The following is a 19,684-nucleotide window of genomic DNA, read 5'->3' on the forward strand; positions in this document are numbered from 1 at the left end:
AGTTTTGCGACTGCTCCACTATTTCCGATTTCGGCCCCAATCCGGTCGTCCGGATTCGTCGGTTGTTACTCAACCGGCCATTCACCAAGTGTCCGGCGGCTTGGGTTCCGGGTGAATAGCCAACTTACGCGAGATTGAGTTGCCACGATACGCCGAAGCCGTCGGTCACCCATCCGTAGAGCTTGCTGAAGCCGTAATCTCCCACGGCCATCATCTCGCTACCTCCTTCTTGCAAGGCTGCCGCGAGTTGCCTCAACTCGTCCTCTGTTTCGCACTCAACAAAGATCGAGATCGACGGCGTGAAGTTAAATTTATGAACTGCTGGGCTGTTGAATAACCGGATCGACTGACCCGCAAAAGAAAGGTTTGCCACCTTGAGCGTTCCTGAGGGAAGCAACTCGCCTTCGGCGTAGTAATCGACAGATTCGACAACGACATCAGGGAGAACGACTTTGTAAAATTCAAGGGCAAGGGCCCCATTTTCTTGAAACATCAAGAACGGTGTGACGGAACGAGGCACGGAATCTCCTTCGTTGCACTAGTGAAGCGTGACCTTCCAGCGATCATGCCACGCCAGCGTGGCAATACATAGTCAGTATGGATTCGTGGGCGATCCCGGCGCTATGTCCGCTTCGATGCAGCGGCCTTCCGCAAGAGGGCTGGCAGAAACCCACCCGATTTTAGTCATTCGTCCGTCCAAGTCCTACAAACAGTCCCAAAACCCTTTGGGCTATCGATGACGCCTGTTCGATCAATGGGTCGACCGAGTTTAGGGCGAGCTTGATCGCTTCGAGAACATAGGCCGGGCGCCTTTCCTCCATGGCGCAATATGCCACCTTGAAGGTGGCAATTCACGAAGAGGGAGAGAGGGGGGAAGAAACACCTCCTCGCAGACCGGACTGGCCGTCGGCGCTGACGCTCAACCGCGCCCTGCGCGATCCCGGCCCGGCGTCCTTCGCAGGGCTTTTAGCCCTGCTCGTCCGGCCGGGCAGGGATGCTCGCGCGCAGTTGCACCGGCCCGTCCGCTCCGCGGGCCGGTGGGGGTCTTCGGGAAGAAGACGGAGAAGGACTCAGGACTAGCGCCTGTGTCCGCAACCCCTCGAAAGGAGCATTCCCATGCATCTCATGAAGGTCGACCCGCGCGCACTGAAGGATAATCCCGACCGTACGCGCCAGACAAAATCCACTCCGCAGGCGGACGCCCTGCTGCTCGCCACCATAAAGGCGGTCGGTCTCGTACAGCCCCCGGTGATCGCTCCTGAAACGGGCGGCGGCAACGGTTACATCATCGACTCCGGTCACCGCCGGGTGAAGCAGGCGATCAAGGCCGGGCTCGAGGAGATCGAGGTTCTGGTGGTCGATGCCGCTAACGACAATGGCGCGATGCGCTCCATGGTCGAAAACATCGCCCGCGAGCCGCTGAACCCGGTCGATCAGTGGCGCGCTATCGAGCGGCTGGTCGCGCTCGGCTGGACAGAGGAGGCGATCGCCGTCGCGCTGGCTTTGCCGGTTCGGCAGATCCGCAAGCTCCGGCTGCTGGCGAACGTCCTCCCCGCCATGCTCGACCAGATGGCAAAGGGCGATATGCCCGAGGAGCGGCAGCTTCGCATCATCGCGGCCGCCTCGCTCGACGAGCAGAAGGAAGTCTGGAAGGCGCAGAAGCCGAAGAAGGGCGATCCGCAAGTGTCGTGGTGGAGCGTCGCGAACGCGCTGTCCAGGAAGCGCATGTATGCGCGTGACGCCTCCTTCGACGACGATCTCGCCCAGGCCTACGGCATCCAGTGGGTGGAGGACCTGTTCGCGCAGGCCGACGAGGACTCCCGCTACACAACGGACGTCGAGGCCTTCCTCGGCGCTCAGCAGGAGTGGATGACGCAGAACCTGCCAAGGAAGGGACTGATCACTGAAGCCAACAATTGGGGCCAGCCCGAACTGCCGAAAAAGGCTGAGCGCGTCTACGGCAAGCCGAGCAAGGGCGATTGCACGGCGATGTATCTTGACCGCGAGGGCAAGGTGCAGACGGTGCACTACCGCATGCCCGAAGAGCAGAAGGCAAAGGGCAAGGCCGATGCCACGATTGACGACGTCGGCAGGCTGGCGAAGGCGCGGCCTGACGTTACCCGCAAGGGCATCGAAATGATCGGCGACCTGCGCACCGACGCGCTCCACGAGGCGCTGTCGCGGGCGCCGATCGAGGACGACATGCTGATGGCGCTGCTGGTGCTCGCCTTCGCCGGGCAGAATGTCCGTGTCGATTCCGGTGCGGGCGGCGACTTTCGCTGGGGCCGTCGCTTCGGGCGTCATGCGGCTGCGCTGTTCGATCAGGAAGGCAAGCTCGCCATCGACGGCGATACGCTTCGCATCGCCATCCGGGGCGTGCTGATCGACGCGCTGTCATGCCGGGAGAACGCGACGAAGTCCGGCATCCTCGCCCTCGTTGCCGGCGATGCGATTGGCGCCGACGGGTTCATGCCCAACATGGGCTCGGAGGAGTTCCTGTCGTGCCTGTCGCGCCCGGCCCTGGAAGCGTCGTGCAAGGACACGGCCGTCCTGCCCCGCCAGCGCGTCAAGGATACGCGCGCCGCGCTCGTCGAGCATTTCAGGGAGGGGCACTTCGTCCACGCCTCGGCGCTGTTCGCGCCGGGCGCGTCCGCGCTGATCACCTGGCTGACGGAGAACAGCGCCGTCGCGGACGAGGATGATGGAACACCGGCCGAACTGGACGAGCTCAACGGAGACGTGCCGATCGAGCCGCCGCACGACTTCGACACCGACAAGGACGGCTTCGAAGAGGCTGACATCCCCGGCAGGTTCCGCGAAGCCGCCGAATAGACCGCTCCGCTTCTTCCGAAAGCAATTTGCTGCCGCCGCCGGTCACTCCGGCGGCGGTTTCGTTTCCACCCATCTCGAAGGAGGACAGATCATGTCCGCGCATCTCATCTACGATCATGCATCTATCGGGTGCCTCGTCGCCTGGTCAGACGACACGCCCCGCCCGCCGGAGCGACACCGCAAAAAGCTCGCAGCGTGGCGGAGCAGTAACAGTTGCGGCCGGTTGATCAGCAAACGCGGTGGCCGTGCGATCGGGAATCTCTCACTCTCGTCCACGTTCACCCTGCACGAGGCCGACTTCGGCGCAGACGGCGTCATCGCTATCCGTGTAAATCGGACGTTCGCGGTGGAATCTGCTCTCCGCTTCACCATCATTGAGCGCCCCGCCATCGGCGCGGTGCGCGTGTTCGATCGAGCTGGCGAGGATGCCGAACTCGTCCATTTAGCTGCGCATCACGCGGCGGCTGAGGAATGGCTGTCGCGCCACGGCTATCCCCGCGCCGTGCTCGAGGAGGTCGTGGCCGACGAGATCGGCGCCGATATCGTCGAAGGGAGAGCGGCATGACGATCCCTCTTCCTTCCGAAAGTCTTGCTTCGCCCCCGGCGCCGTTTCCGCAGGTGGCGTTCGGCACCGCAGCCGACGGTTTCCCCGTCGCGCGGGTCGGCGACAACGCCTTCGCGATGCTGCCCAGCCGCGACGGACGGCATTATCTCGGCAGTGGCTGGAGGATATTCAGGCCGCTCGCCGAATGGCGACGAGATGATTTCTACGGGCATTCCGGAGAGCTGGCCGACGAGGCGGCCTTTCGCGCAAGAGTGCTGGAGAACGCCGAGCATCAGCGTGAACGCAACGCACTCGGCCGCCGCGATGTCTCGACGCGTCGCCGTACGCCGTGGGGCATGTCGCAGGGCGCGACCATCTACGCCGAGGGCGTCGAATGCCATTCGACCGCCGGGCATGGGGGATTCAAACTCTCATCGGAGCGCAACCGCAAAGTCGATCCCGTGTTGCGCATCGCCGGTGGTTTCTACGAGGAAGATGAGGCCTGGGCAATCGTGGCGATCACCTTCCCTCATCTCTTTACCAGTTTCGAGCGGCGCTGCGCCGAGCAAACCATCAAGGATTCATGGCCTGACGCTTGGGAAGCGATCTTCGGCATGATCCTCGCCCCCGGTGAATCGCGAGAGAAAGATCGGCGTGCCTTCGAGGCCGTGCATTCGGACGACTGGATCGTGATCTCGGCGATCACGTCGGAGCAGCAGCAGGGCTTCGTCGAGTGTGTGGCGACGCCAGGCGGGCGCCGCGGTGTGGGGACAGAAGAGCGCCGGTTCCTTGTCCCCTCGTCCGAGTATTCGGCCGGACGCTTCGGCTTCGTGATCGATCCGGATCGGCATACCGTTTACGGTGGGTCATCGAGCTTTATTGGCGGGCAGAGGAGGGGATCATGACGTCTCCTGCAGACCTGCGCGCCCGGCTGCTTCGCATGGAGGAGGCGCGTCGGCAGGTCCAGCGCCAGCTCGACCAGATAGAGCGGCAGATCACGCGGCGCATGACAGCGTTGATACCGCAGTTGCACCCGAAGCGAACCGTCTACCGTCATGGTAAACCGCTCGATCCGCGGGCGTTCCTCGAGCGCTATCGCTCGAACCTCGCCGCTCTGACTGCTGAGCGCCAGCCGGAAATCGACGCGTTGTCGCGCAAGCTCGCGCGTCAGGACCGGGCCATTGCCGCGCTCCGCGAGCATCATGCTCTTGACGTGTCGCGCGCGGCCTGATCCGCGGCGGGTTTTCCCAACATTGTCGAGGAGCGTACAGGCCCGAATACGTCATCGAAACCACCTACCGCTTACTCGTCTATCGGCAGCGAAGCTATCAGGCCGAGACGCTCGATGAGGCGTGCCGGCTCGCCGTCGAGGAGGAGGAATGGGGCGACGAGCGGTCCGTGTTGACACGTCGCGAAACCGACGCCACCGGCATATTGCTGGGCGCGGAGCGGGCCTTTGAGGGAACAGCGCTTCCTGTCCCGGAAGCCTTCCACGAGATGGTCTAACGCAAGGCCGCGCGCTTCGACAGACTTCTGGAGCTTGTCCGGGAGCCGGCAAGGCCGATGGGCTTGTCCCGGAAGGCGTTTGTACGCGGGCTGCCCAAAGGCCCTCGGCACGATCGAAAAGGTCGATGCGATACAGAATGGCAGGTGAATAGCCTCAGATATTATGCCATATCTGCTTGGGAACAGAGAGCGCCGTGATGGACGAGATGACGAGTGCAGCTTTCGAAAGGCTTCTGCGCATCGCACGCGGCGATACCCATCAGTCGCGCCGTGTCGCGAACTTCATCCTCGCCTGGTGGAATGCTGACAGCCTCGGGGGTTTCGATCTCTCAGACCTGTTCGCTGTCGATGCGGCCATCGCCAGGGACATGGCGCAGGTGTTCAGCCATATCGCCAACCTCTCCGGCGCAGAGTACCCCAGCGAATACCGGGCCGAGATCGAGGCCGTCATCGCGCAATGGCGCCCGGACATTTGGACTCGCTCCCTGGAAACGGTCTGAGCAAAGCCGGCCGGGGCCGTTTCGACATATGCGCCGATACGCGGCGGCATCTTCTTTCCGTTAGCAAGGCCTTCCTGGGCAACGCCATTCCGCCATACTGATCACGCGCCCGCTTGATGCCGGTCGGCACAGGCCCATGAACGAAGCGCTCTCGAAACGGGCGCATCCTGGCGGCGGGCAGGGGCCTGACTCTCCGGCAACACCCGCGGCGGAACACCTGGCAGGTTGGGACTATGGCGGCGGGAGGCCATTGCCTCCATTCCGGTTGCCTCGGTCACCTGAAACGCGCTCACCGGCATCTCCTCGGGTTTGCTGCGGGTCTGAACCGTCTGCCGTGCGCTTCAAGGCCGCGTGCCGCGCCGCGTGGCGGCCGGCCCCCGCCGATCTCGGCAGACCGGGTCCGCGTCCTGCGCGAGGGCTGACGCCCTGCTGATCCGCACACCCGGTCCGCTCGCCTGGCGGAGGCCGGACCCTGAAGCGCCCGGCGGCCACCGGTTCCTGTCGACCGCGCCCGAGGGGACGCCGGCAAGCGCTGGCCAGGCCTCGGGATACAAAACCGGAAAGGAACCTATCATGGCCAAGACCGCTCAGTCTCCCCGTTCAACCACCCGCATCGTCCAGCTCCGCAAGGGCACCACCCTCGAAATGGTACGGCTCGCCTGCCCCGACGCTCACCAGGTTTCCCTGATCTCCGAGAGCTTTGGTCTTCCGCTCCTCGACAGCGACGGCATCCGCGACCAGCACGAGCGCCTCATCGTCGAGAGCGCCGACGGGCTTAAGGAAGGTCTTGGCGAACGAGCGATGCAGATCCATCTGCAGCGCATCGTTGGAGCCTATGTCGGCTCGGCCCACGGTGCCGGCCAGTTCTACAGCCGGGCTGTCACGGAAGCGCGCGACGCCACCGCCAAGTCGGCGAACGACATGCGCGACGAAGATCTCGACGGTCCGGTCGGTTTCGATAGCGCCGCGCAACGCAAGCGCGAGTTCGCTGCCGACATGGGGCTTCAGGCCCACGCGCTCCGGATGGCGGCCGAAGGCGCTGTGGCCGCCTACGAGCAAGTCGTCGGAGAACGCTGGAAGCCCTTCGAGCGCCCGATCGACAATCCAGGCCAGAGCGTCGACCGCAAGGCGGCAGATCTCCAAATGGCGGCTTTCGGTTGAGTCGCACAGGGCGGAGCCTCGGCTCCGCTCTTTTCTCTCCACCGGCCGGCGTCGCAATGCGGCTACGGCCTTTCTTCACGTCCCGACGCTCCGAGTAGGGGGAGTCAGACGAGAGCGACCCGCCTCAACCCCATCGCGGCTCTTGCTCCTGCCGGGTCCAGCAGTCCGCGCAACGGCTTCGCCGTCCTCCACTTTCGTTCCGGTCCCTGCGGGATGCACGACCTCCCGATCGCCCCGGCTCCCGGACCGCCGTGACGGGGTCGCGATGGGCGCGACCTCCGAGACGGAGGTTGGAAATGAGCAGGAAAGAAGAGAAGCCACGCAACGACATCTATGCGCGCATCACGGACAGAATCGTTGCCGATCTGGAAAAGGGCGTTAAGCCCTGGATGCAGCCCTGGCGTTCGAGGAACGCCATCGGCCGAGTAACGCGCCCGCTGCGCCATAACGGTTTGCCTTATTCGGGCATGAATGTCCTGCTGCTGTGGTCGGAGGCGATGGCGCGAGGCTATGTCTCGCCAGTCTGGATGACCTTCAAGCAAGCGATCGAGCTCGGCGGCGCTGTGCGCAAGGGTGAAACCGGCTCCATGGTGGTCTTTGCCAGCCGCTTCACCAAGGCCGAGGCCGACGGCCATGGTGGCGAAGTCGAGCGGGAAATACCCTTCCTGAAAGCATACACCGCTTTCAACGTGGCACAGATCGACGGGCTGCCGGATCGCTACTACGCGAAGGCGCAGCCCACCCCCGATCCGATCGAGCGGATCGAAGACGCCGATCGCTTCTTCGCCAACACCGGCGCGGTGATCCGGTATGGCGGCGATCGCGCCTTCTATTCGACTGGCAGCGATCACATCCAGATGCCGCCGTTCCAGACGTTCAGGGACGCGGCGAGCTTCGTCGCTGTCCTCAGCCATGAGGCCACCCACTGGACGGCGGCGCCACATCGCGTGAATCGAGATCTGAGCCGTTACGGCAAGGATAGGACCGAACGCGCCCGCGAGGAACTCATCGCTGAATTGGGAAGCTGCTTCCTCTGCGCCGATCTCGGCATCGTGCCGGAGCTCGAGCCGCGGCCTGACCATGCCAGTTATCTTGATTCATGGCTGAAGGTGTTGGCCGGCGACAAGCGGGCGATCTTCTCGGCCGCCGCGCATGCGCAGCGCGCCGTCGCCTTCCTGCACGGGCTGCAGCCGGCGGTCGCCGAAAAGCGTGAGGCCGCCTGATGTTCCATGCTCCGAATGTCACGGGGGAGGGCTACGAGCCCTCCCGGATCCGGCTGCGCGCGCTTTCGTTGGGCGCAGGCGTCCAATCCACCACGCTGGCGTTGCTCGCCGCCCAGGGCGAGATCGGGCCGATGCCCGATAGCGCTATCTTTGCCGATACTGGCTGGGAGCCGAAGGCGGTCTATGAGCATCTCGCCTGGCTGATGTCGCCGAACGTGCTGCCGTTCCCGGTGCACATCGTCTCGGCCGGCAATATCCGCGACCAACTCGTGCAGGCCGGCGCGGGCACTCGTTGGGCTTCGATCCCGGCCTTCGCGAAAACCGTCACGCCGGCCGGCGTAGAGGTGGGGTCCTCGACGAGGACGAGGACGGGGCGCTGATCGAGGTCGCGACGCGGCGCACCACGGCCGAGACCATTTCCATCGGCATGATCCGCCGCCAGTGCACCACGGATTTCAAGGTTGTGCCGATCCGGCGCAAGATCCGTGAGCTGGCCGGTCTCACTCGAAAGCGATCCCCTCGGTTTCCGGTTGTGGAAACCTGGATCGGGATCTCGACGGACGAGGTCGTGCGCGCGAAGCCGAGCTTCGAGCCATGGCAGATCAAGCGTTTTCCGCTGATTGAGAAGCGCTTCAGCCGGAGGGATTGCCTCGCCTGGTTGCGCCGGCACGGCTATCCCAAGCCTCCGAAATCCGCCTGCATCGGCTGCCCGTTCCATGACAGCGCGCGCTGGCGGCAGATGCGCGACCATGATGCGGAAGCGTGGTCCGACGCCGTTGAGGTCGATCGCGCGCTGCGCCATGGCCTGCGCGGAATTCGCGGCGAGGTTTTCCTGCATCGCTCCTGCGTGCCGCTCGACGAGGCCGATCTTTCCACCGCGGCCGATCACGGTCAGCTCGACCTTTTCGGCAACGAATGCGAGGGCATGTGCGGGGTCTGAGATCGATGTCGCTCGTGCGTGCAGTTGCGGCGCCTCTCGACATCCCGGCGGGAGGTTGGTGCATGGTCCAGATCCGCCGGAGCCGAAGCAGAATTGCCCTTTGCCGTCCACCTCGACCAGGGTCGAGCACGTCTGGTCTGGGACGATCGGCATGTCAGCACCAACCCGGCGGGGTGTAGGCCGCCGTCATAGCGGTCGATCAGGCAGGCATCGTGGTCCAGCGGGTCCGAGATCAGGTAGAGGCGGGCCGATCGGACGGGGCTGCCCAAGGCTCCATGGCCTGCGGTTGGGGAATGGCGATCGATACTCGGCAACACGTGCAGAGCGGATAAGCCGCTGGTTCGGCAGCGTCATGGCAGTCCTTCCCTGCTTCGAACTGCCAGCCCTCCCGTGGGCTCGATGAGGCATGTCTGACCGGAAACCGGCTTCGCCTCGATCGTTTTCCCGCAACGGCATCGCTCGATTTTCTGACCCCTGGCGGTCCCTGCGGGCGCCGCCATTCCTCACCGACTAACAAAATCGATAGTTGCCGCCCTCCACTTCGTTTCGGCCCCTGCGGGGTGCGGTCCGATCGTCTCCGGTCTTGTCGACAGCCATCGAGGCCGCGAAGGGCGTGGCCCGAAAACAGCAAAGGACAAGCACCATGGCTACCATCGGCACCTTCACCTCCACCTCGAACGGCTTCTCGGGTTCGATCAAGACTCTCACCCTCAACGTCAAGGCCCGGCTGGAGCGGGTCGAGAACCCTTCCGAAAAGGGCCCGCACTTCCGCATCTTCTCGGGCGCCGTGGAGCTGGGCGCGGCCTGGCAGAAGCACTCCGAGCAGAGCGGCCGCGACTACCTCTCGGTTAAGCTGGACGACCCAAGCTTCCCGGCTCCGATCTACGCCACCCTGGTCGAGGTGGAAGGCGAAGACGGTCTCCAGCTCATCTGGTCCCGGCCGAGCCGGGACTGAGGATCCGGCTTCAACCGGCCCCGCCACCAGGCGGGGTCGGTTTTCTGCTCGCCACAATCGGCGAGCCAGCGTCGCCGTCTCCAATGCTTGGGCGATAGCCCTTCTTTCGCTTCTGCTGCAGCAGGTCGAGAAAGAGACGCACCGCCTCGTCCTCCCGCTCGAAGGAATGTTGCATGACCTGCCCGCGTGCACCGATGCGACCCCAGCGCCGGACCAGGCAAGCCTGTCCGAACAACGTCTCTTCGATCGACATGGCATAAAAGCGCGACATGTTCTTCGCGTTATCGGTGCGTTCGACATAGAGCTGATAGGGCTGAGCGAGCATGGGACCAGAATCGCATTGCCGGAATTCCACGTCCAACAAGTCTTGTGAATCGATGCAGGCAAATCGATTCATTTTGGTGAATATTCGAAGCGCAGCATTAGAGAGCGCACCAGTCCCGGCGGGGCTCATCCCAACGACGGGCTAGACCCTCTCCAACTAGCATCTCGCCGATAGAGCGGCCGGCGCGCTCGACCTTCCGCAGCTTCCGGCCATATCGATCCTTGTCGCGCCGGCCTGACGCCAAGCTGAAGGCGCCGGCGTTGAGCAGGACCACCAACCTCTCGCGGGCAAGCTCACCTGCATGCCGTTCGTCGGGACAGCGCGGAGAAACGATCTCGGGCGCATCGATATCGGCGATCCTGATCTTGTCGCCTCTGAACCAGAACGTATCGCCGTCGACGACGCAATTGGCCCGGACCGGTCCGTCGCATAGCGCGAACCGCGCCTCGTACATGTCGATCCGGACGAGCTGACGCAGTCGCCCTGCCTCCATGCGAGACTCGCTGGCGAATTCCTGCGCCGAGCCGGGGCGCTGGAGCGCGGCGATCACCAAGATGCCTAACAACAGCGCGCTCGTGATGAGCACAAGCACGCGCGGCACCGTCACGATTTCTCCTCCGGTCGAAACCTTCGTTGCTTGACGCACGCCTTCATGTCGTCACGACGGAACCAGATTGAGCGGCCACATCTGAGAGGCGCGTTGCCGGCCGTGAACACAATCTGCTCGTCGGCCCGCATGCGCAGCACCTCGTGCGGCTGGATCAGTGGGCGAGCGGCGAGTTGCTTCGATCGTGTCCGCGAGGAACCGGAGGATTGCGAGGAACGGCTGACCTGGTCGATCTCGACCGTAGTCATACCGCAGCGCTTCGAGATATAGTCGGCGGTCTCGGGGTCGTTAACGGCCGCGAAGCTAATCCACGACGCCGACTCGAACCATTTGCTTGCCGCATCACGGCCGCCCCAGGTCTCGCGCATCTGGCCGATGGATTGGAACAGCAGCAGCAGCGTGATGCCGTATTTGCGGCCCGCGTCACGCGCGGTCTCGAGGATCCGCATGAAGCCGAGCCGCGCCACCTCGTCGAGGAGGAAGAGAGCGCGGCCATGCACTTCACCATTGCGGTTGTAGATCGCGTTCATGAAGGCGCCGATGATGACGCGCGCGAGCCCCGCATGGGTCTCCAGCGTCTTCAGATCGAGATTGATGAACACGTCGGTTTCGCCGCCCGCCAGATCGTCGGTGACGAAGGACCGGCCGGACACCAGCGCCGCATAGTTCGGATAGCTGAGCCAGTGCGTTTCCTTAACCGCGTTGGCGTAAACGCCACTGAAGGTCTCCGGCGTCATGTTGACAAAGACGGCGACGTTCTCCTTCACGAAATGCGATTCCGAACCGTCGTAGATCGCTTGCAACCGCTCACGTAGCTTCGGCTCCGGCTCGGAGAGATTGGCCCGCACCTGGCGTAGCGTCTGGTCCTTGGCTTCGGTATGCCCGGAAAGACAGACGTCCGCGATCAGCGCGGTGAGCAGCTGCAGGGCCGAGGCGCGGAAGAAGTCGTCGCGGACACCGCGCGTACCGCCGCTGTCGCTCATGATCCACGAGGCCACAGCGGCGATGTCCTCTTCCTTCGTGCCGCCGAAGCGGCCGATCCAGTCGAGCGCATTGAAGCCGGTCGCCGGCTGCTTCGGATCGAGGACATGCACGGTGCGACCTGCGCCCCGGCGATGGTCGATCACCATCGGCGCGACCTCGTTCGACGGATCGAGCGCGACGAGTGCGCCACCCCATTTGAGCGCGGTCGGGATCGTCACCGACGTTGTCTTGTAGCCGCCGGAACCGGCAAAGACGATACCGTGCGACGAGCCAAAGGAAGCATCGAAGCAGAGCAGAGGCGACCGGCCGCCTGCGCCCCAACTCTGCCGATCCATGCCGCGGAAGGGCCGGCCTTCGGTGCTGTCCTTGTCGACGCGATAGCGCTCGCCGATGACGATACCACCAGCGTCGGGAAAGAGCGTTGCCGCCTCCGGCATCGACATCCAGTCCGCGTCGCCATGCAACGCGCGCCTGCCGTGCACGCGCTTTGGTACCGGCGCGGCGAAGGCGACGTTGCCCTTCACCACGACGCGCAGGGCGAAGCCAGTTACGATCAGGATCGCGCTCGCCCCAATCGCGTAGGCCGGGTCGATCTGGGCGAGAGCGGCTGATCGGGATGTTGCGCGCAGCCCGGCTATTCCCATCGCCGTTACGCAGCCGGCGAACACGCCCCAACCAGCTGCGCGGATGTTGGTCGCGCCGGCGCCAGCAAAGAGAAAGATCACGCCGATGGATGCAGCGGCAAGAAAGGGCAGCGCCAGTCCAGCGCGGCCAAACAACAGCCGTTGGGCGTCGGTCTTCCCGAGCGCCGCAAACATCTGCTCGAACCCGGACAGGCCGATTAGGACCCCGATCATCAGCGTGATCGGCGCTATGGCAAGCAGAAGCTTATTTGCCGTCACGGCCGAACGCCTCCGCGCCGATTGCGGCGAGCCGCGCCCGCTCGGCATCATCGGATTCCAGCCGGCGACCGAGCTCGATCAGCGCACCGAGCAGGACCGCGCGCTTCTCATAGCGCAGGCCTGCCTTGGCGATCAGGCCGCCAAGCTCGATCTTCTCGCGCGTATCCTTTTTGCGGGCATCGGAAGACGAGGTCTGGCGCATGCGCTCAATCCTCGCCAGCGCCGCCCGAAGACGCGCCAGGCGCGACCTTCGTGGACGAAGCGCCGGGCTCGCCGGCCGCATCGCCTGTCTTCCTTCCGGTCGCTTTTCCGCCTTTCCCGCGAAACCGGCTGGTAATTTCCTCGAACGCGACCTGTAGCTCGCCTTCATCGATTTCGATCTCACCGAGCCCGGCCTTCAGGGCGATGCGCCCGATCCGCTCGGCCTCTCGCGTCTCGGCGGCCTTGAGCTGGTCCTGCAGGCGCGCGATTTCTTCGCGGATTTTCGATGACGGCTTCTTCATTCCGGTTGGATCTCCATGCTGTTCCCGGTTCGGCGGATTGCATGGAGAATCGCGGAGGTCGCCGAAGTGAGCGACTAATAAAAAAGCTAGTCGGCGAAGCCGACGCCGCTTGAGATCATCCCGACCGTTCCGAAGGAATGGTCCAAGGGCGCAGTAATACGTCGCTGCCGCGACGCCCTGCTTCCCCCCGACCAATGGCCCGCCGATCTGGCGGTGCCGTGGCCGGCGCTCCCGACGAACATGACTGTTTCAGCGCTGTTCGGGAGCCCGCGCCGCCTTGGCAATTACGCATTTCACGCCCCAGCTCATTTCGCGCGGCTCCGGCCGCAGCGCCGTGTTGTCGGCCGCGTATCGCCATTGCGCCCGGATGGAGCACGAGGCCGAGGGACGGACCGTCGACTATTCTGCAAAGCGGGGTCTCAGGCACGAGGAGTTTTTGCTACCGGCCAACGCGCCGGATTGGGCGCGGGCGCTGATCGCCGATCGCTCAGTGGCCGGCGCGGCGGAAGCGTTCTGGAACGCCGTCGAGGCCTTCGAGAAGCGCTCCGATGCCCAACTCGCCAAGGAATTCATCATCGCGCTGCCGATCGAGCTCACCGTCGACCAGAACATCGCCCTGGTCCGCGAGTTCATCGAGACGCAGGTGCTGGCGCGCGGGCAAGTCGCCGATTGGGTCTTTCACGATGAACTCGGCAATCCGCATATCCACCTGATGACCACCTTGCGTCCCCTGACGGAGGACGGCTTCGGATCGAAGAAGGTGGCCATCACCGGCGAGGACGGGCAGCCGCTGCGCAGCGAGTCCGGCAAGATCATCTATCGGCTCTGGTCGGGTGAGAAGGCCGAGTTTCTCGAGCAGCGCGAGGGCTGGCTCGGTCTCCAGAACAAACATCTGTCGCTGGCAGGGCTCGATATCCGCGTCGACGGACGATCCTACGCCGAGCGCGGCATTGATCTCACGCCGACGACCCATGTCGGCGTGGCGGCGAAGGCGATCGATCGGAAGAAGGAGACTGCTGGGTGGTCGCCCCGGCTGGAGCGCATCGAGCTCCATGAAGAGCGCAGGGCCGACAACCGAGAGCGCATTCTGCGACGGCCGGAGATCGTACTCGATCTCGTGACGCGGGAGATGAGCGTCTTCACCGAACGCGACATCGCCAAGATTCTGCATCGCTATATCGACGATGCCAGCACATTCCAGGTAATGATGGCGCAGATCTTCCAGAGCCCGGATGTGCTCCGGCTGGAGACGGAGCGCATCGAGTTCGCGACCGGAGCGCGGGCGCCGGCGAAGTACACCACGCGGGAGCTCATCAAGCTCGAAGCCGAGATGGTCAATCGTGCCATGTGGCTCGCCGGCCGCGCTTCGCACGGCGTTCGGCAGCCGGTCTTGACGGCGACGTTCGAGCGTCATGCGCGATTGTCAGAAGAGCAGCGCGTGGCCATCGCGCATGTGACCGGCGAGGGACGACTCGCCTCTGTGGTTGGCCGCGCCGGCGCTGGCAAAACCACGATGATGATGGCGGCGCGCGAAGCCTGGGAAGCGGCAGGTTATAGCGTCGTCGGTGCGGCGCTCGCCGGCAAGGCGGCCGAGGGCCTGGAGAAGGAAGCCGGAATCGCCTCACGCACCCTCGCCTCATGGGAGCTCGCCTGGTCGAAGGGACGTGACCAGATCGACGACAAGACCATCTTCGTGCTCGACGAGGCCGGCATGGTGTCGTCGCGCCAGATGGCGCTGTTCGTCGAAGCGACCGTCAAAGCCGGCGCCAAGCTGGTGATTGTCGGCGATCCCGACCAGCTGCAGCCGATCGAGGCCGGCGCCGCGTTCCGCGCAATCGTCGAGCGCACCGGCTATGCCGAGCTCGAGACCATCTACCGCCAGCGCGAACAATGGATGCGCGACGCTTCTCTCGATCTGGCGCGCGGCAATGTCGCCGAGGCATTGCAGTCCTACCAGGCGCACGGCAAGCTCGAGCCGCGCAAGTTCAAGGCCGAGGCAGTCGCAGCACTCATCGAGGACTGGAACCGCAATTACGATCCGGCGAAGTCGACGCTGATCCTCGCCCATCTCCGCCGCGATGTCCGTGCCCTCAACGATATGGCGCGGGCGAAGCTTGTAGAGCGCGGCATTGTGGGCGAAGGCGATGCCTTCCGCACCGAGGACGGCATCCGCCGTTTCGCCGCCGGCGACCAGATCGTCTTCCTGAAAAATGAGGGCTCGCTTGGCGTCAAGAATGGCATGATCGGCCACATCGTCGAGGCGCGCGGAGGCTGGTTCGCCGCGATGGTCGGCGAGGGGGAGCATCGCCGCCGCGTCGAGGTCGATCAGCGCTTCTACGGAAATGTCGATCACGGCTATGCGACGACGATCCACAAGTCGCAAGGGTCGACTGTCGATCGGGTGAAGGTTCTCGCGACCCTCTCTCTCGACCGGCATCTCTCCTATGTCGCGCTGACCCGCCATCGCGAGGATGTCGGCCTGTACTATGGAGCGATTTCCTTCCGGAAGGCCGGAGGTCTGACGCAAATCCTGTCGCAGCGCCGCGCCAAGGAAACCACGCTCGACTACCGAAATTCGTCGCTCTACCGCGCCGCGCTGCGCTTCGCGGATTCACGCGGTCTGCATCTCGTCCGGGTCGCCCGCACGCTTCTCGCCGATCGGCTTCGCTGGACCGTCCGACAGAAGCAAAAGCTCGCCGACCTTGGGGCACGGTTCGTCGCGCTCGGCAAGAAACTCGGATTTGGCGGCGCTTCAAAACAGACGGTCCCGCAAACGGAGAAGGAGGCTAGGTCCATGGTCGCGGGCATCACCACATTCGCGAGATCGATCGATCAGGTGGTCGAGGACAAGCTCGCCGCCGATCCTGCGCTGAAGAAACAGTGGGAGGAGGTCTCGAGCCGCTTCCACTTCGTCTTCGCCGATCCGGAAGCGGCGTTCCGCAAGGTCGACGTCGACGGCATGATGAAGAATGCCGAGATCGCGAAATCCACCCTCTCGGCGCTCAAGGATAGGCCCGACAGCTTCGGTGCGCTGAAGGGCAGGACCGGCCTACTCGCCAGCCGCGCCGACAAGCACGATCGCGAGCGGGCGAGCCTGAATACGCCGGCGCTCGCGCGGGATCTGGAGCGATATCTGCGCCTGCGCGCCGAAGCCGAACACAAGCATCAGACCGAGGAGCGCGTCGCTCGCATCAAGGTCGCGCTCGATATCCCGGCGCTGTCGCCGCTCGCCAGGCAGACCCTCGAAAAGGTCCGCGACGCGATCGACCGCAATGATCTTCCGGCCGCTCTCGCATTTTCGCTCGAGGACAAGATGGTGAAGGCCGAGCTCGAAGGTTTTGCCCGGGCCGTCTCCGAGCGATTCGGAGAGCGCTCCATGCTCACCAACGCCGCGAAGACGCCGGATGGTCCGGCTTTCGAGAAGCTTGCCGCCGGCATGAACGCGAGCCAGCGCGACGAGCTCAAGGCCGCTTGGCCGGCGATGCGAACAGCGCAGCAGCTCACCGCCCATCAGAGGACGACCGAGGCGCTGAAGCAGGCCGAGACGATTCGCCAGTCGCAGCGGCAGGGGCTGTCGCTTAAATGATGGCTGTCGAGCAAGCGGAGGGCGGGAAGGCGACCGGAAGGGCGAGGGGCGGGGCACGCCGGGGGGCGCTTGCCGTCCTCGCCAGCGGCCTGATCGCCGTCTCGGCGATCGCCGGCCTCGGCTTGCTGGGAGGGTTCCGGATCAATCTCACGCCGAGTGAGCCGCTCGGGCTGTGGCGAATCGTGCCGCTCGATCGTCCCCTCGCTGTCGGCGATTTGGTTTTCGTCTGCCCGCCGCGAGGGCCAGTTTCCACCATCGGGCTCGAGCGCGGGTATTTCCGGTGGGGATCATGCCCCGGCCACGTGGCGCCCCTTATTAAGACCGTCGCCGCGCTTTCCGGCGCTCGCATCGGTGTCGTCAACGAGATCGTGATCGACGGCGTCGCCCTTCCTCATTCCCGTCTGAGCTTCCACGACGGGGCCGGCCGCCAACTCGCGATATGGTCCGGCGGCATCGTGCCGGCGGGCCAGTTCTTCCTCCATTCTCCTTTCGCAGGTTCCTATGACTCCCGCTACTTCGGGCCGGTTCCGCTCTCTGGCCTTCTCGGCCTGGCGCGACCGGTTCTCATCGTCGATCCCTAATCCCCGCCGCACCTTGGTGCTCGTCGCTGCCGCTGCAGCGATCGGCTGGGCCGGCTGGAGCGGGCACGTCCTAACCTTGCCGTTCGCCATGTTCTTCCCGGCGATGTGGGCGTGGGCGCCAAACCGGGTAACGGCCGCAGCGGTGTCGGCGGCATACTTCTTGGCTGCGTCGCGAGGTTTGCCGCAGGGCGTCGCTGCCTTCTTCGATGCGTCGGTCTGGGCTGGGGTCCTGCTCTGGCTGCTGGCCTCGGTTTCCTTCGTCGGCGTGCACGCCTTGCTGTGGACCGCGCGGCCGGGATGGAGAAGGGCGCTGCGCTACCTGATGGCTGCGGTGCTGATGGCGGTCCCGCCCTTCGGCATCCTCGGCTGGGCGCATCCGGTGACCGCCGCCGGCGTCCTCTTTCCCGGATGGGCATGGTGGGGACTGATCGCGACGGCCGCTTGCCTCGCTGTGATGACCACGAGGTATTGGCCCGCCGTCGCCGCCGCGCTGGGAGGCATCTGGCTCTGGTCCGCGGCGGACTGGACGGATCCAGAGCGGCCGGAAAGGTGGATGGGCGTCGACGCGCAGCTGGGCGCAGCGCTGGGTCGCGATAGTGCGCTGGACCGGCACCACCAGCTCGCGGGGCTGGTGCGAAGCCAGGCGCTCCGGGGCGCGAAGGTCGTGGTGCTGCCCGAGAGTGCGCTTGGCCCACTTACTTCGACGGTTGAGGATTTCTGGATCGAGGCGATCGCCGGCCTCGATCTCACTGTCATCGCTGGCGCTGCCGTGATCGATGGCCAAGGCTACGACAATGTCATGGTCGAATTTGGCGCGGCCGGCGCTGCTGTCCGCTACCGCGCGCGCATGCCGGTTCCGGTTTCCATGTGGCAGCCTTGGCGCTCCTGGGTCGGGGAGAGCGGCGGCGCCCGCGCGAGTTTCTTTGGCGATCCTGCCATCGAGATCGCCGGCCGCCGTGTCACGCCGCTGATTTGCTACGAACAGCTCCTGGTCTGGCCGATCCTGCAATCGGCGCTGTATCGCCCAGATGCGGTCGTCGCAATCGCTAATACCTGGTGGGCGACCGAAACCTCCGTGCCCGCGATCCAGCTCGCCAGCCTCAAGGCCTGGTCACGCCTATTCGGCCTTCCCCTCGTCACATCCTTCAACCGCTGAACAGGAGCCCGCCCATGGTCTTCGATGCCGACTTCCTCCAGAGATGCGCCGATCCATCCTTGAAGCCCGCGATCGTCGAGCAGTTCGTCAGGCAGGCAGGGTCACCGGACCCGCTTGCTGTCACCGTGAGCAGCGGCTCCCGTATCATTCTTGTGCCGCCGGCGAAAACGCCCGAGCAGGCGCTCGAGCTCATCCGCGAGCATATCGGGACGGCCGTCGTGCGGGTCGGCATCACCCAGTATCCCGCGGGCATCGGCGTCCGGGAAGTGTCGGAGCTCACTCCAGCCCTCGTCGATCCTTGTGAGAACATCCGCATGGGCACGGCCCTGTTCGGCAAGGTCTGGCGGATTGTTCTCAAATGGTACGGCAATCCGAAAGCCGAGGAGGTCATGCCCCAGGTGCTCGATGACGCGCTCGACGCCTGGAAAACAGGAAAGTTCGAGGGCACGGCGGTTTTCAGCGCGCCTGATCCGGGGCAGCCGAAAGTGGTCGAGCGGAAACACGATGATCCCCCGCAGCCGGCGCCGGAAGCTGAACGGCCCTCCGAGGGCGAGGCGCCGGTTGGTGACCCGAACACGGCAGCGATTCGCGTCGATCTTTCAGGGATTGGCGGACGGACCCCATAAGAAGCCTTCAGGCACGCGGCGGACCAAGCAAGGCTTGGAGCTGGACGGCCATTGCCAGGTGACCATGACAGCGCTTCTTAAGGTAAGCAGCGCCTTCACTTGCATGCTTCTTTCACACAAATGCACGCGCTGCGATCTAGCGAACGACAACTGTTCCATCTATGAAGGACGCAGGGCGGTACGCGCCGCCTCGGGGCTTAGAATCCCCTGATGAACGGTTGGTGTCGGCCGTAACGGCACCGAGATCCTCTGACCTACGGCCGGGGGCCTGTGACGCATGTCCAGGCATCTCGCTAAAGGTCTCAGGGCCGTTTCATCACGGATTCTAACCCCCGGCTTGGGGTCATGGGATGTCTGTTGGCGGGGGCGCACCGCTGACATAAGTGTAGATTGGTTACGATGGAAAGCTCCGATAATGATCACGCAAACACGCACGCAAAGACGATCCTGAGGCCGATCGTTGGACTGACCCGCGGCCTCCCAAAATCTGTTCTCGAACTTTTGGTCGTCGAGGCAATCCGCAAACACCGCTATTTGCGCGACCTTGCCGAGATGCGGGAAACCGAATCCCGCCAACCCGAGGGCTCTGAACCGATCGTGGGGCCGGCTGGCACGGCCTATGTCAGAGCAATGATCGACCTTCACGCTCACCAGACGGTGTTGTCCACTTTGCTCGATGTGCTCGGCTATATTCCAGACGTTCCAACCGACTGACGTTGGCAAGATCAGCGCTAGCTTGATCGCCGGCGCAGT

At 64.4% G+C, this 19,684-nt stretch carries 21 protein-coding genes; 15 read left to right on the forward strand and 6 right to left on the reverse strand.

All coding sequences use genetic code 11. The features are described from left to right. Positions 1 to 124 precede the first annotated feature (124 nt). Positions 125 to 520: a VOC family protein gene (locus tag AC1RQ5_RS30590; protein WP_493204577.1), complete on the reverse strand. Its 396-nt coding sequence runs from the start codon at positions 518 to 520 to the stop codon at positions 125 to 127. A 596-nt stretch (positions 521 to 1,116) separates the two neighbouring features. Between AC1RQ5_RS30590 and AC1RQ5_RS30595 the strand changes: the two genes are divergently transcribed. The 10 genes from AC1RQ5_RS30595 (at position 1,117) to AC1RQ5_RS30640 (ending at position 9,661) form a co-directional block, all read left to right on the forward strand. Then, positions 1,117 to 2,832, forward strand: a complete 1,716-nt coding sequence (locus AC1RQ5_RS30595; RefSeq protein WP_493204578.1) for a ParB/RepB/Spo0J family partition protein — start codon at positions 1,117 to 1,119, stop codon at positions 2,830 to 2,832. Between the two features lie 91 nt (positions 2,833 to 2,923). Next, on the forward strand, positions 2,924 to 3,397 hold the full coding sequence (locus tag AC1RQ5_RS30600) for a UCP036055 family protein (protein ID WP_493204579.1): 474 nt from the start codon (positions 2,924 to 2,926) through the stop codon (positions 3,395 to 3,397). After that, positions 3,394 to 4,281, forward strand: a complete 888-nt coding sequence (locus AC1RQ5_RS30605; protein WP_493204580.1) for a DUF7007 domain-containing protein — start codon at positions 3,394 to 3,396, stop codon at positions 4,279 to 4,281. Before AC1RQ5_RS30600 ends, AC1RQ5_RS30605 begins: the two co-directional genes overlap by 4 nt. Then, positions 4,278 to 4,607 (forward strand): hypothetical protein, encoded by a 330-nt coding sequence (locus tag AC1RQ5_RS30610; RefSeq protein ID WP_493204581.1) that lies wholly within the window; start codon positions 4,278 to 4,280, stop codon positions 4,605 to 4,607. Before AC1RQ5_RS30605 ends, AC1RQ5_RS30610 begins: the two co-directional genes overlap by 4 nt. Before the next feature lie 472 nt (positions 4,608 to 5,079). Next, the gene (locus tag AC1RQ5_RS30615; protein ID WP_493204582.1) at positions 5,080 to 5,382 is read left to right on the forward strand and encodes a DUF7673 family protein; all 303 of its coding nucleotides are present in this window, start codon (positions 5,080 to 5,082) and stop codon (positions 5,380 to 5,382) included. A 573-nt stretch (positions 5,383 to 5,955) separates the two neighbouring features. After that, positions 5,956 to 6,543, forward strand: a complete 588-nt coding sequence (locus AC1RQ5_RS30620; RefSeq protein WP_493204583.1) for a hypothetical protein — start codon at positions 5,956 to 5,958, stop codon at positions 6,541 to 6,543. A gap of 296 nt (positions 6,544 to 6,839) precedes the next feature. Then, entirely contained in the window at positions 6,840 to 7,766 is a 927-nt protein-coding gene (locus AC1RQ5_RS30625) for an ArdC family protein (RefSeq protein ID WP_493204584.1), read from the forward strand. Continuing rightward, positions 7,766 to 8,146: a hypothetical protein gene (locus AC1RQ5_RS30630; protein WP_493204585.1), complete on the forward strand. Its 381-nt coding sequence runs from the start codon at positions 7,766 to 7,768 to the stop codon at positions 8,144 to 8,146. Before AC1RQ5_RS30625 ends, AC1RQ5_RS30630 begins: the two co-directional genes overlap by 1 nt. After that, complete coding sequence (locus AC1RQ5_RS30635; RefSeq protein WP_493204586.1) at positions 8,059 to 8,706, forward strand: hypothetical protein; 648 nt, start codon at positions 8,059 to 8,061, stop codon at positions 8,704 to 8,706. Before AC1RQ5_RS30630 ends, AC1RQ5_RS30635 begins: the two co-directional genes overlap by 88 nt. Before the next feature lie 643 nt (positions 8,707 to 9,349). Continuing rightward, a complete protein-coding gene (locus tag AC1RQ5_RS30640) occupies positions 9,350 to 9,661 on the forward strand; it encodes a DUF736 domain-containing protein (RefSeq protein WP_493204587.1) in 312 nt (103 codons plus the stop codon). A gap of 10 nt (positions 9,662 to 9,671) precedes the next feature. Here AC1RQ5_RS30640 and AC1RQ5_RS30645 read toward each other — a convergent pair whose 3' ends face one another. The 5 genes from AC1RQ5_RS30645 to traC form a co-directional block, all read right to left on the reverse strand. Next, positions 9,672 to 9,986: a WGR domain-containing protein gene (locus tag AC1RQ5_RS30645; RefSeq protein ID WP_493204630.1), complete on the reverse strand. Its 315-nt coding sequence runs from the start codon at positions 9,984 to 9,986 to the stop codon at positions 9,672 to 9,674. A gap of 97 nt (positions 9,987 to 10,083) precedes the next feature. After that, positions 10,084 to 10,479 carry a thermonuclease family protein gene (locus AC1RQ5_RS30650; protein ID WP_493204631.1) on the reverse strand — a complete coding sequence of 132 codons (396 nt, stop codon included), beginning with the start codon at positions 10,477 to 10,479 and terminating at the stop codon, positions 10,084 to 10,086. Between the two features lie 110 nt (positions 10,480 to 10,589). Beyond that, positions 10,590 to 12,479: a Ti-type conjugative transfer system protein TraG gene (gene traG / locus AC1RQ5_RS30655; protein WP_493204588.1), complete on the reverse strand. Its 1,890-nt coding sequence runs from the start codon at positions 12,477 to 12,479 to the stop codon at positions 10,590 to 10,592. Then, positions 12,466 to 12,681: a type IV conjugative transfer system coupling protein TraD gene (traD, locus tag AC1RQ5_RS30660; RefSeq protein WP_493204589.1), complete on the reverse strand. Its 216-nt coding sequence runs from the start codon at positions 12,679 to 12,681 to the stop codon at positions 12,466 to 12,468. Before traD ends, traG begins: the two co-directional genes overlap by 14 nt. 4 nt (positions 12,682 to 12,685) lie before the next feature. Beyond that, entirely contained in the window at positions 12,686 to 12,982 is a 297-nt protein-coding gene (traC, locus tag AC1RQ5_RS30665) for a conjugal transfer protein TraC (protein ID WP_493204590.1), read from the reverse strand. Positions 12,983 to 13,259: 277 nt separating this feature from the next. Between traC and traA the strand changes: the two genes are divergently transcribed. The 5 genes from traA (at position 13,260) to AC1RQ5_RS30690 (ending at position 19,645) form a co-directional block, all read left to right on the forward strand. Then, a complete protein-coding gene (traA, locus tag AC1RQ5_RS30670) occupies positions 13,260 to 16,568 on the forward strand; it encodes a Ti-type conjugative transfer relaxase TraA (protein WP_493204591.1) in 3,309 nt (1,102 codons plus the stop codon). Further along, positions 16,565 to 17,149 (forward strand): conjugative transfer signal peptidase TraF, encoded by a 585-nt coding sequence (traF, locus tag AC1RQ5_RS30675; protein WP_493204592.1) that lies wholly within the window; start codon positions 16,565 to 16,567, stop codon positions 17,147 to 17,149. The genes traA and traF overlap by 4 nt, the downstream gene beginning before the upstream one ends. Positions 17,150 to 17,165: 16 nt before the next feature. Beyond that, positions 17,166 to 18,305, forward strand: a complete 1,140-nt coding sequence (locus AC1RQ5_RS30680; RefSeq protein ID WP_493204632.1) for a conjugal transfer protein TraB — start codon at positions 17,166 to 17,168, stop codon at positions 18,303 to 18,305. A 14-nt stretch (positions 18,306 to 18,319) separates the two neighbouring features. Beyond that, on the forward strand, positions 18,320 to 18,931 hold the full coding sequence (locus AC1RQ5_RS30685) for a TraH family protein (protein ID WP_493204593.1): 612 nt from the start codon (positions 18,320 to 18,322) through the stop codon (positions 18,929 to 18,931). A 399-nt stretch (positions 18,932 to 19,330) separates the two neighbouring features. Further along, a complete protein-coding gene (locus tag AC1RQ5_RS30690; RefSeq protein ID WP_493204594.1) occupies positions 19,331 to 19,645 on the forward strand; it encodes a transcriptional repressor TraM in 315 nt (104 codons plus the stop codon). The last annotated feature ends 39 nt before the right edge of the window (positions 19,646 to 19,684 follow it).

Source organism: Tardiphaga sp. GW821-FHT12E02 (assembly GCF_058807155.1).

Excerpts from the sequence above, each read along its gene's own strand:
- AC1RQ5_RS30595 (WP_493204578.1), top strand. The coding sequence starts at position 1,117 with ATGCATCTCATGAAGGTCGACCCGCGCGCACTGAAGGATAATCCCGAC.
- AC1RQ5_RS30600 (WP_493204579.1), top strand. The coding sequence starts at position 2,924 with ATGTCCGCGCATCTCATCTACGATCATGCATCTATCGGGTGCCTCGTC.
- AC1RQ5_RS30605 (WP_493204580.1), top strand. The coding sequence starts at position 3,394 with ATGACGATCCCTCTTCCTTCCGAAAGTCTTGCTTCGCCCCCGGCGCCG.
- AC1RQ5_RS30610 (WP_493204581.1), top strand. The coding sequence starts at position 4,278 with ATGACGTCTCCTGCAGACCTGCGCGCCCGGCTGCTTCGCATGGAGGAG.
- AC1RQ5_RS30615 (WP_493204582.1), top strand. The coding sequence starts at position 5,080 with ATGGACGAGATGACGAGTGCAGCTTTCGAAAGGCTTCTGCGCATCGCA.
- AC1RQ5_RS30620 (WP_493204583.1), top strand. The coding sequence starts at position 5,956 with ATGGCCAAGACCGCTCAGTCTCCCCGTTCAACCACCCGCATCGTCCAG.
- AC1RQ5_RS30625 (WP_493204584.1), top strand. The coding sequence starts at position 6,840 with ATGAGCAGGAAAGAAGAGAAGCCACGCAACGACATCTATGCGCGCATC.
- AC1RQ5_RS30630 (WP_493204585.1), top strand. The coding sequence starts at position 7,766 with ATGTTCCATGCTCCGAATGTCACGGGGGAGGGCTACGAGCCCTCCCGG.
- AC1RQ5_RS30640 (WP_493204587.1), top strand. The coding sequence starts at position 9,350 with ATGGCTACCATCGGCACCTTCACCTCCACCTCGAACGGCTTCTCGGGT.
- AC1RQ5_RS30645 (WP_493204630.1), bottom strand. The coding sequence starts at position 9,986 with ATGCTCGCTCAGCCCTATCAGCTCTATGTCGAACGCACCGATAACGCG.
- AC1RQ5_RS30650 (WP_493204631.1), bottom strand. The coding sequence starts at position 10,479 with ATGGAGGCAGGGCGACTGCGTCAGCTCGTCCGGATCGACATGTACGAG.
- traD (WP_493204589.1), bottom strand. The coding sequence starts at position 12,681 with ATGCGCCAGACCTCGTCTTCCGATGCCCGCAAAAAGGATACGCGCGAG.
- traC (WP_493204590.1), bottom strand. The coding sequence starts at position 12,982 with ATGAAGAAGCCGTCATCGAAAATCCGCGAAGAAATCGCGCGCCTGCAG.
- traF (WP_493204592.1), top strand. The coding sequence starts at position 16,565 with ATGATGGCTGTCGAGCAAGCGGAGGGCGGGAAGGCGACCGGAAGGGCG.
- AC1RQ5_RS30685 (WP_493204593.1), top strand. The coding sequence starts at position 18,320 with ATGGTCTTCGATGCCGACTTCCTCCAGAGATGCGCCGATCCATCCTTG.
- AC1RQ5_RS30690 (WP_493204594.1), top strand. The coding sequence starts at position 19,331 with ATGGAAAGCTCCGATAATGATCACGCAAACACGCACGCAAAGACGATC.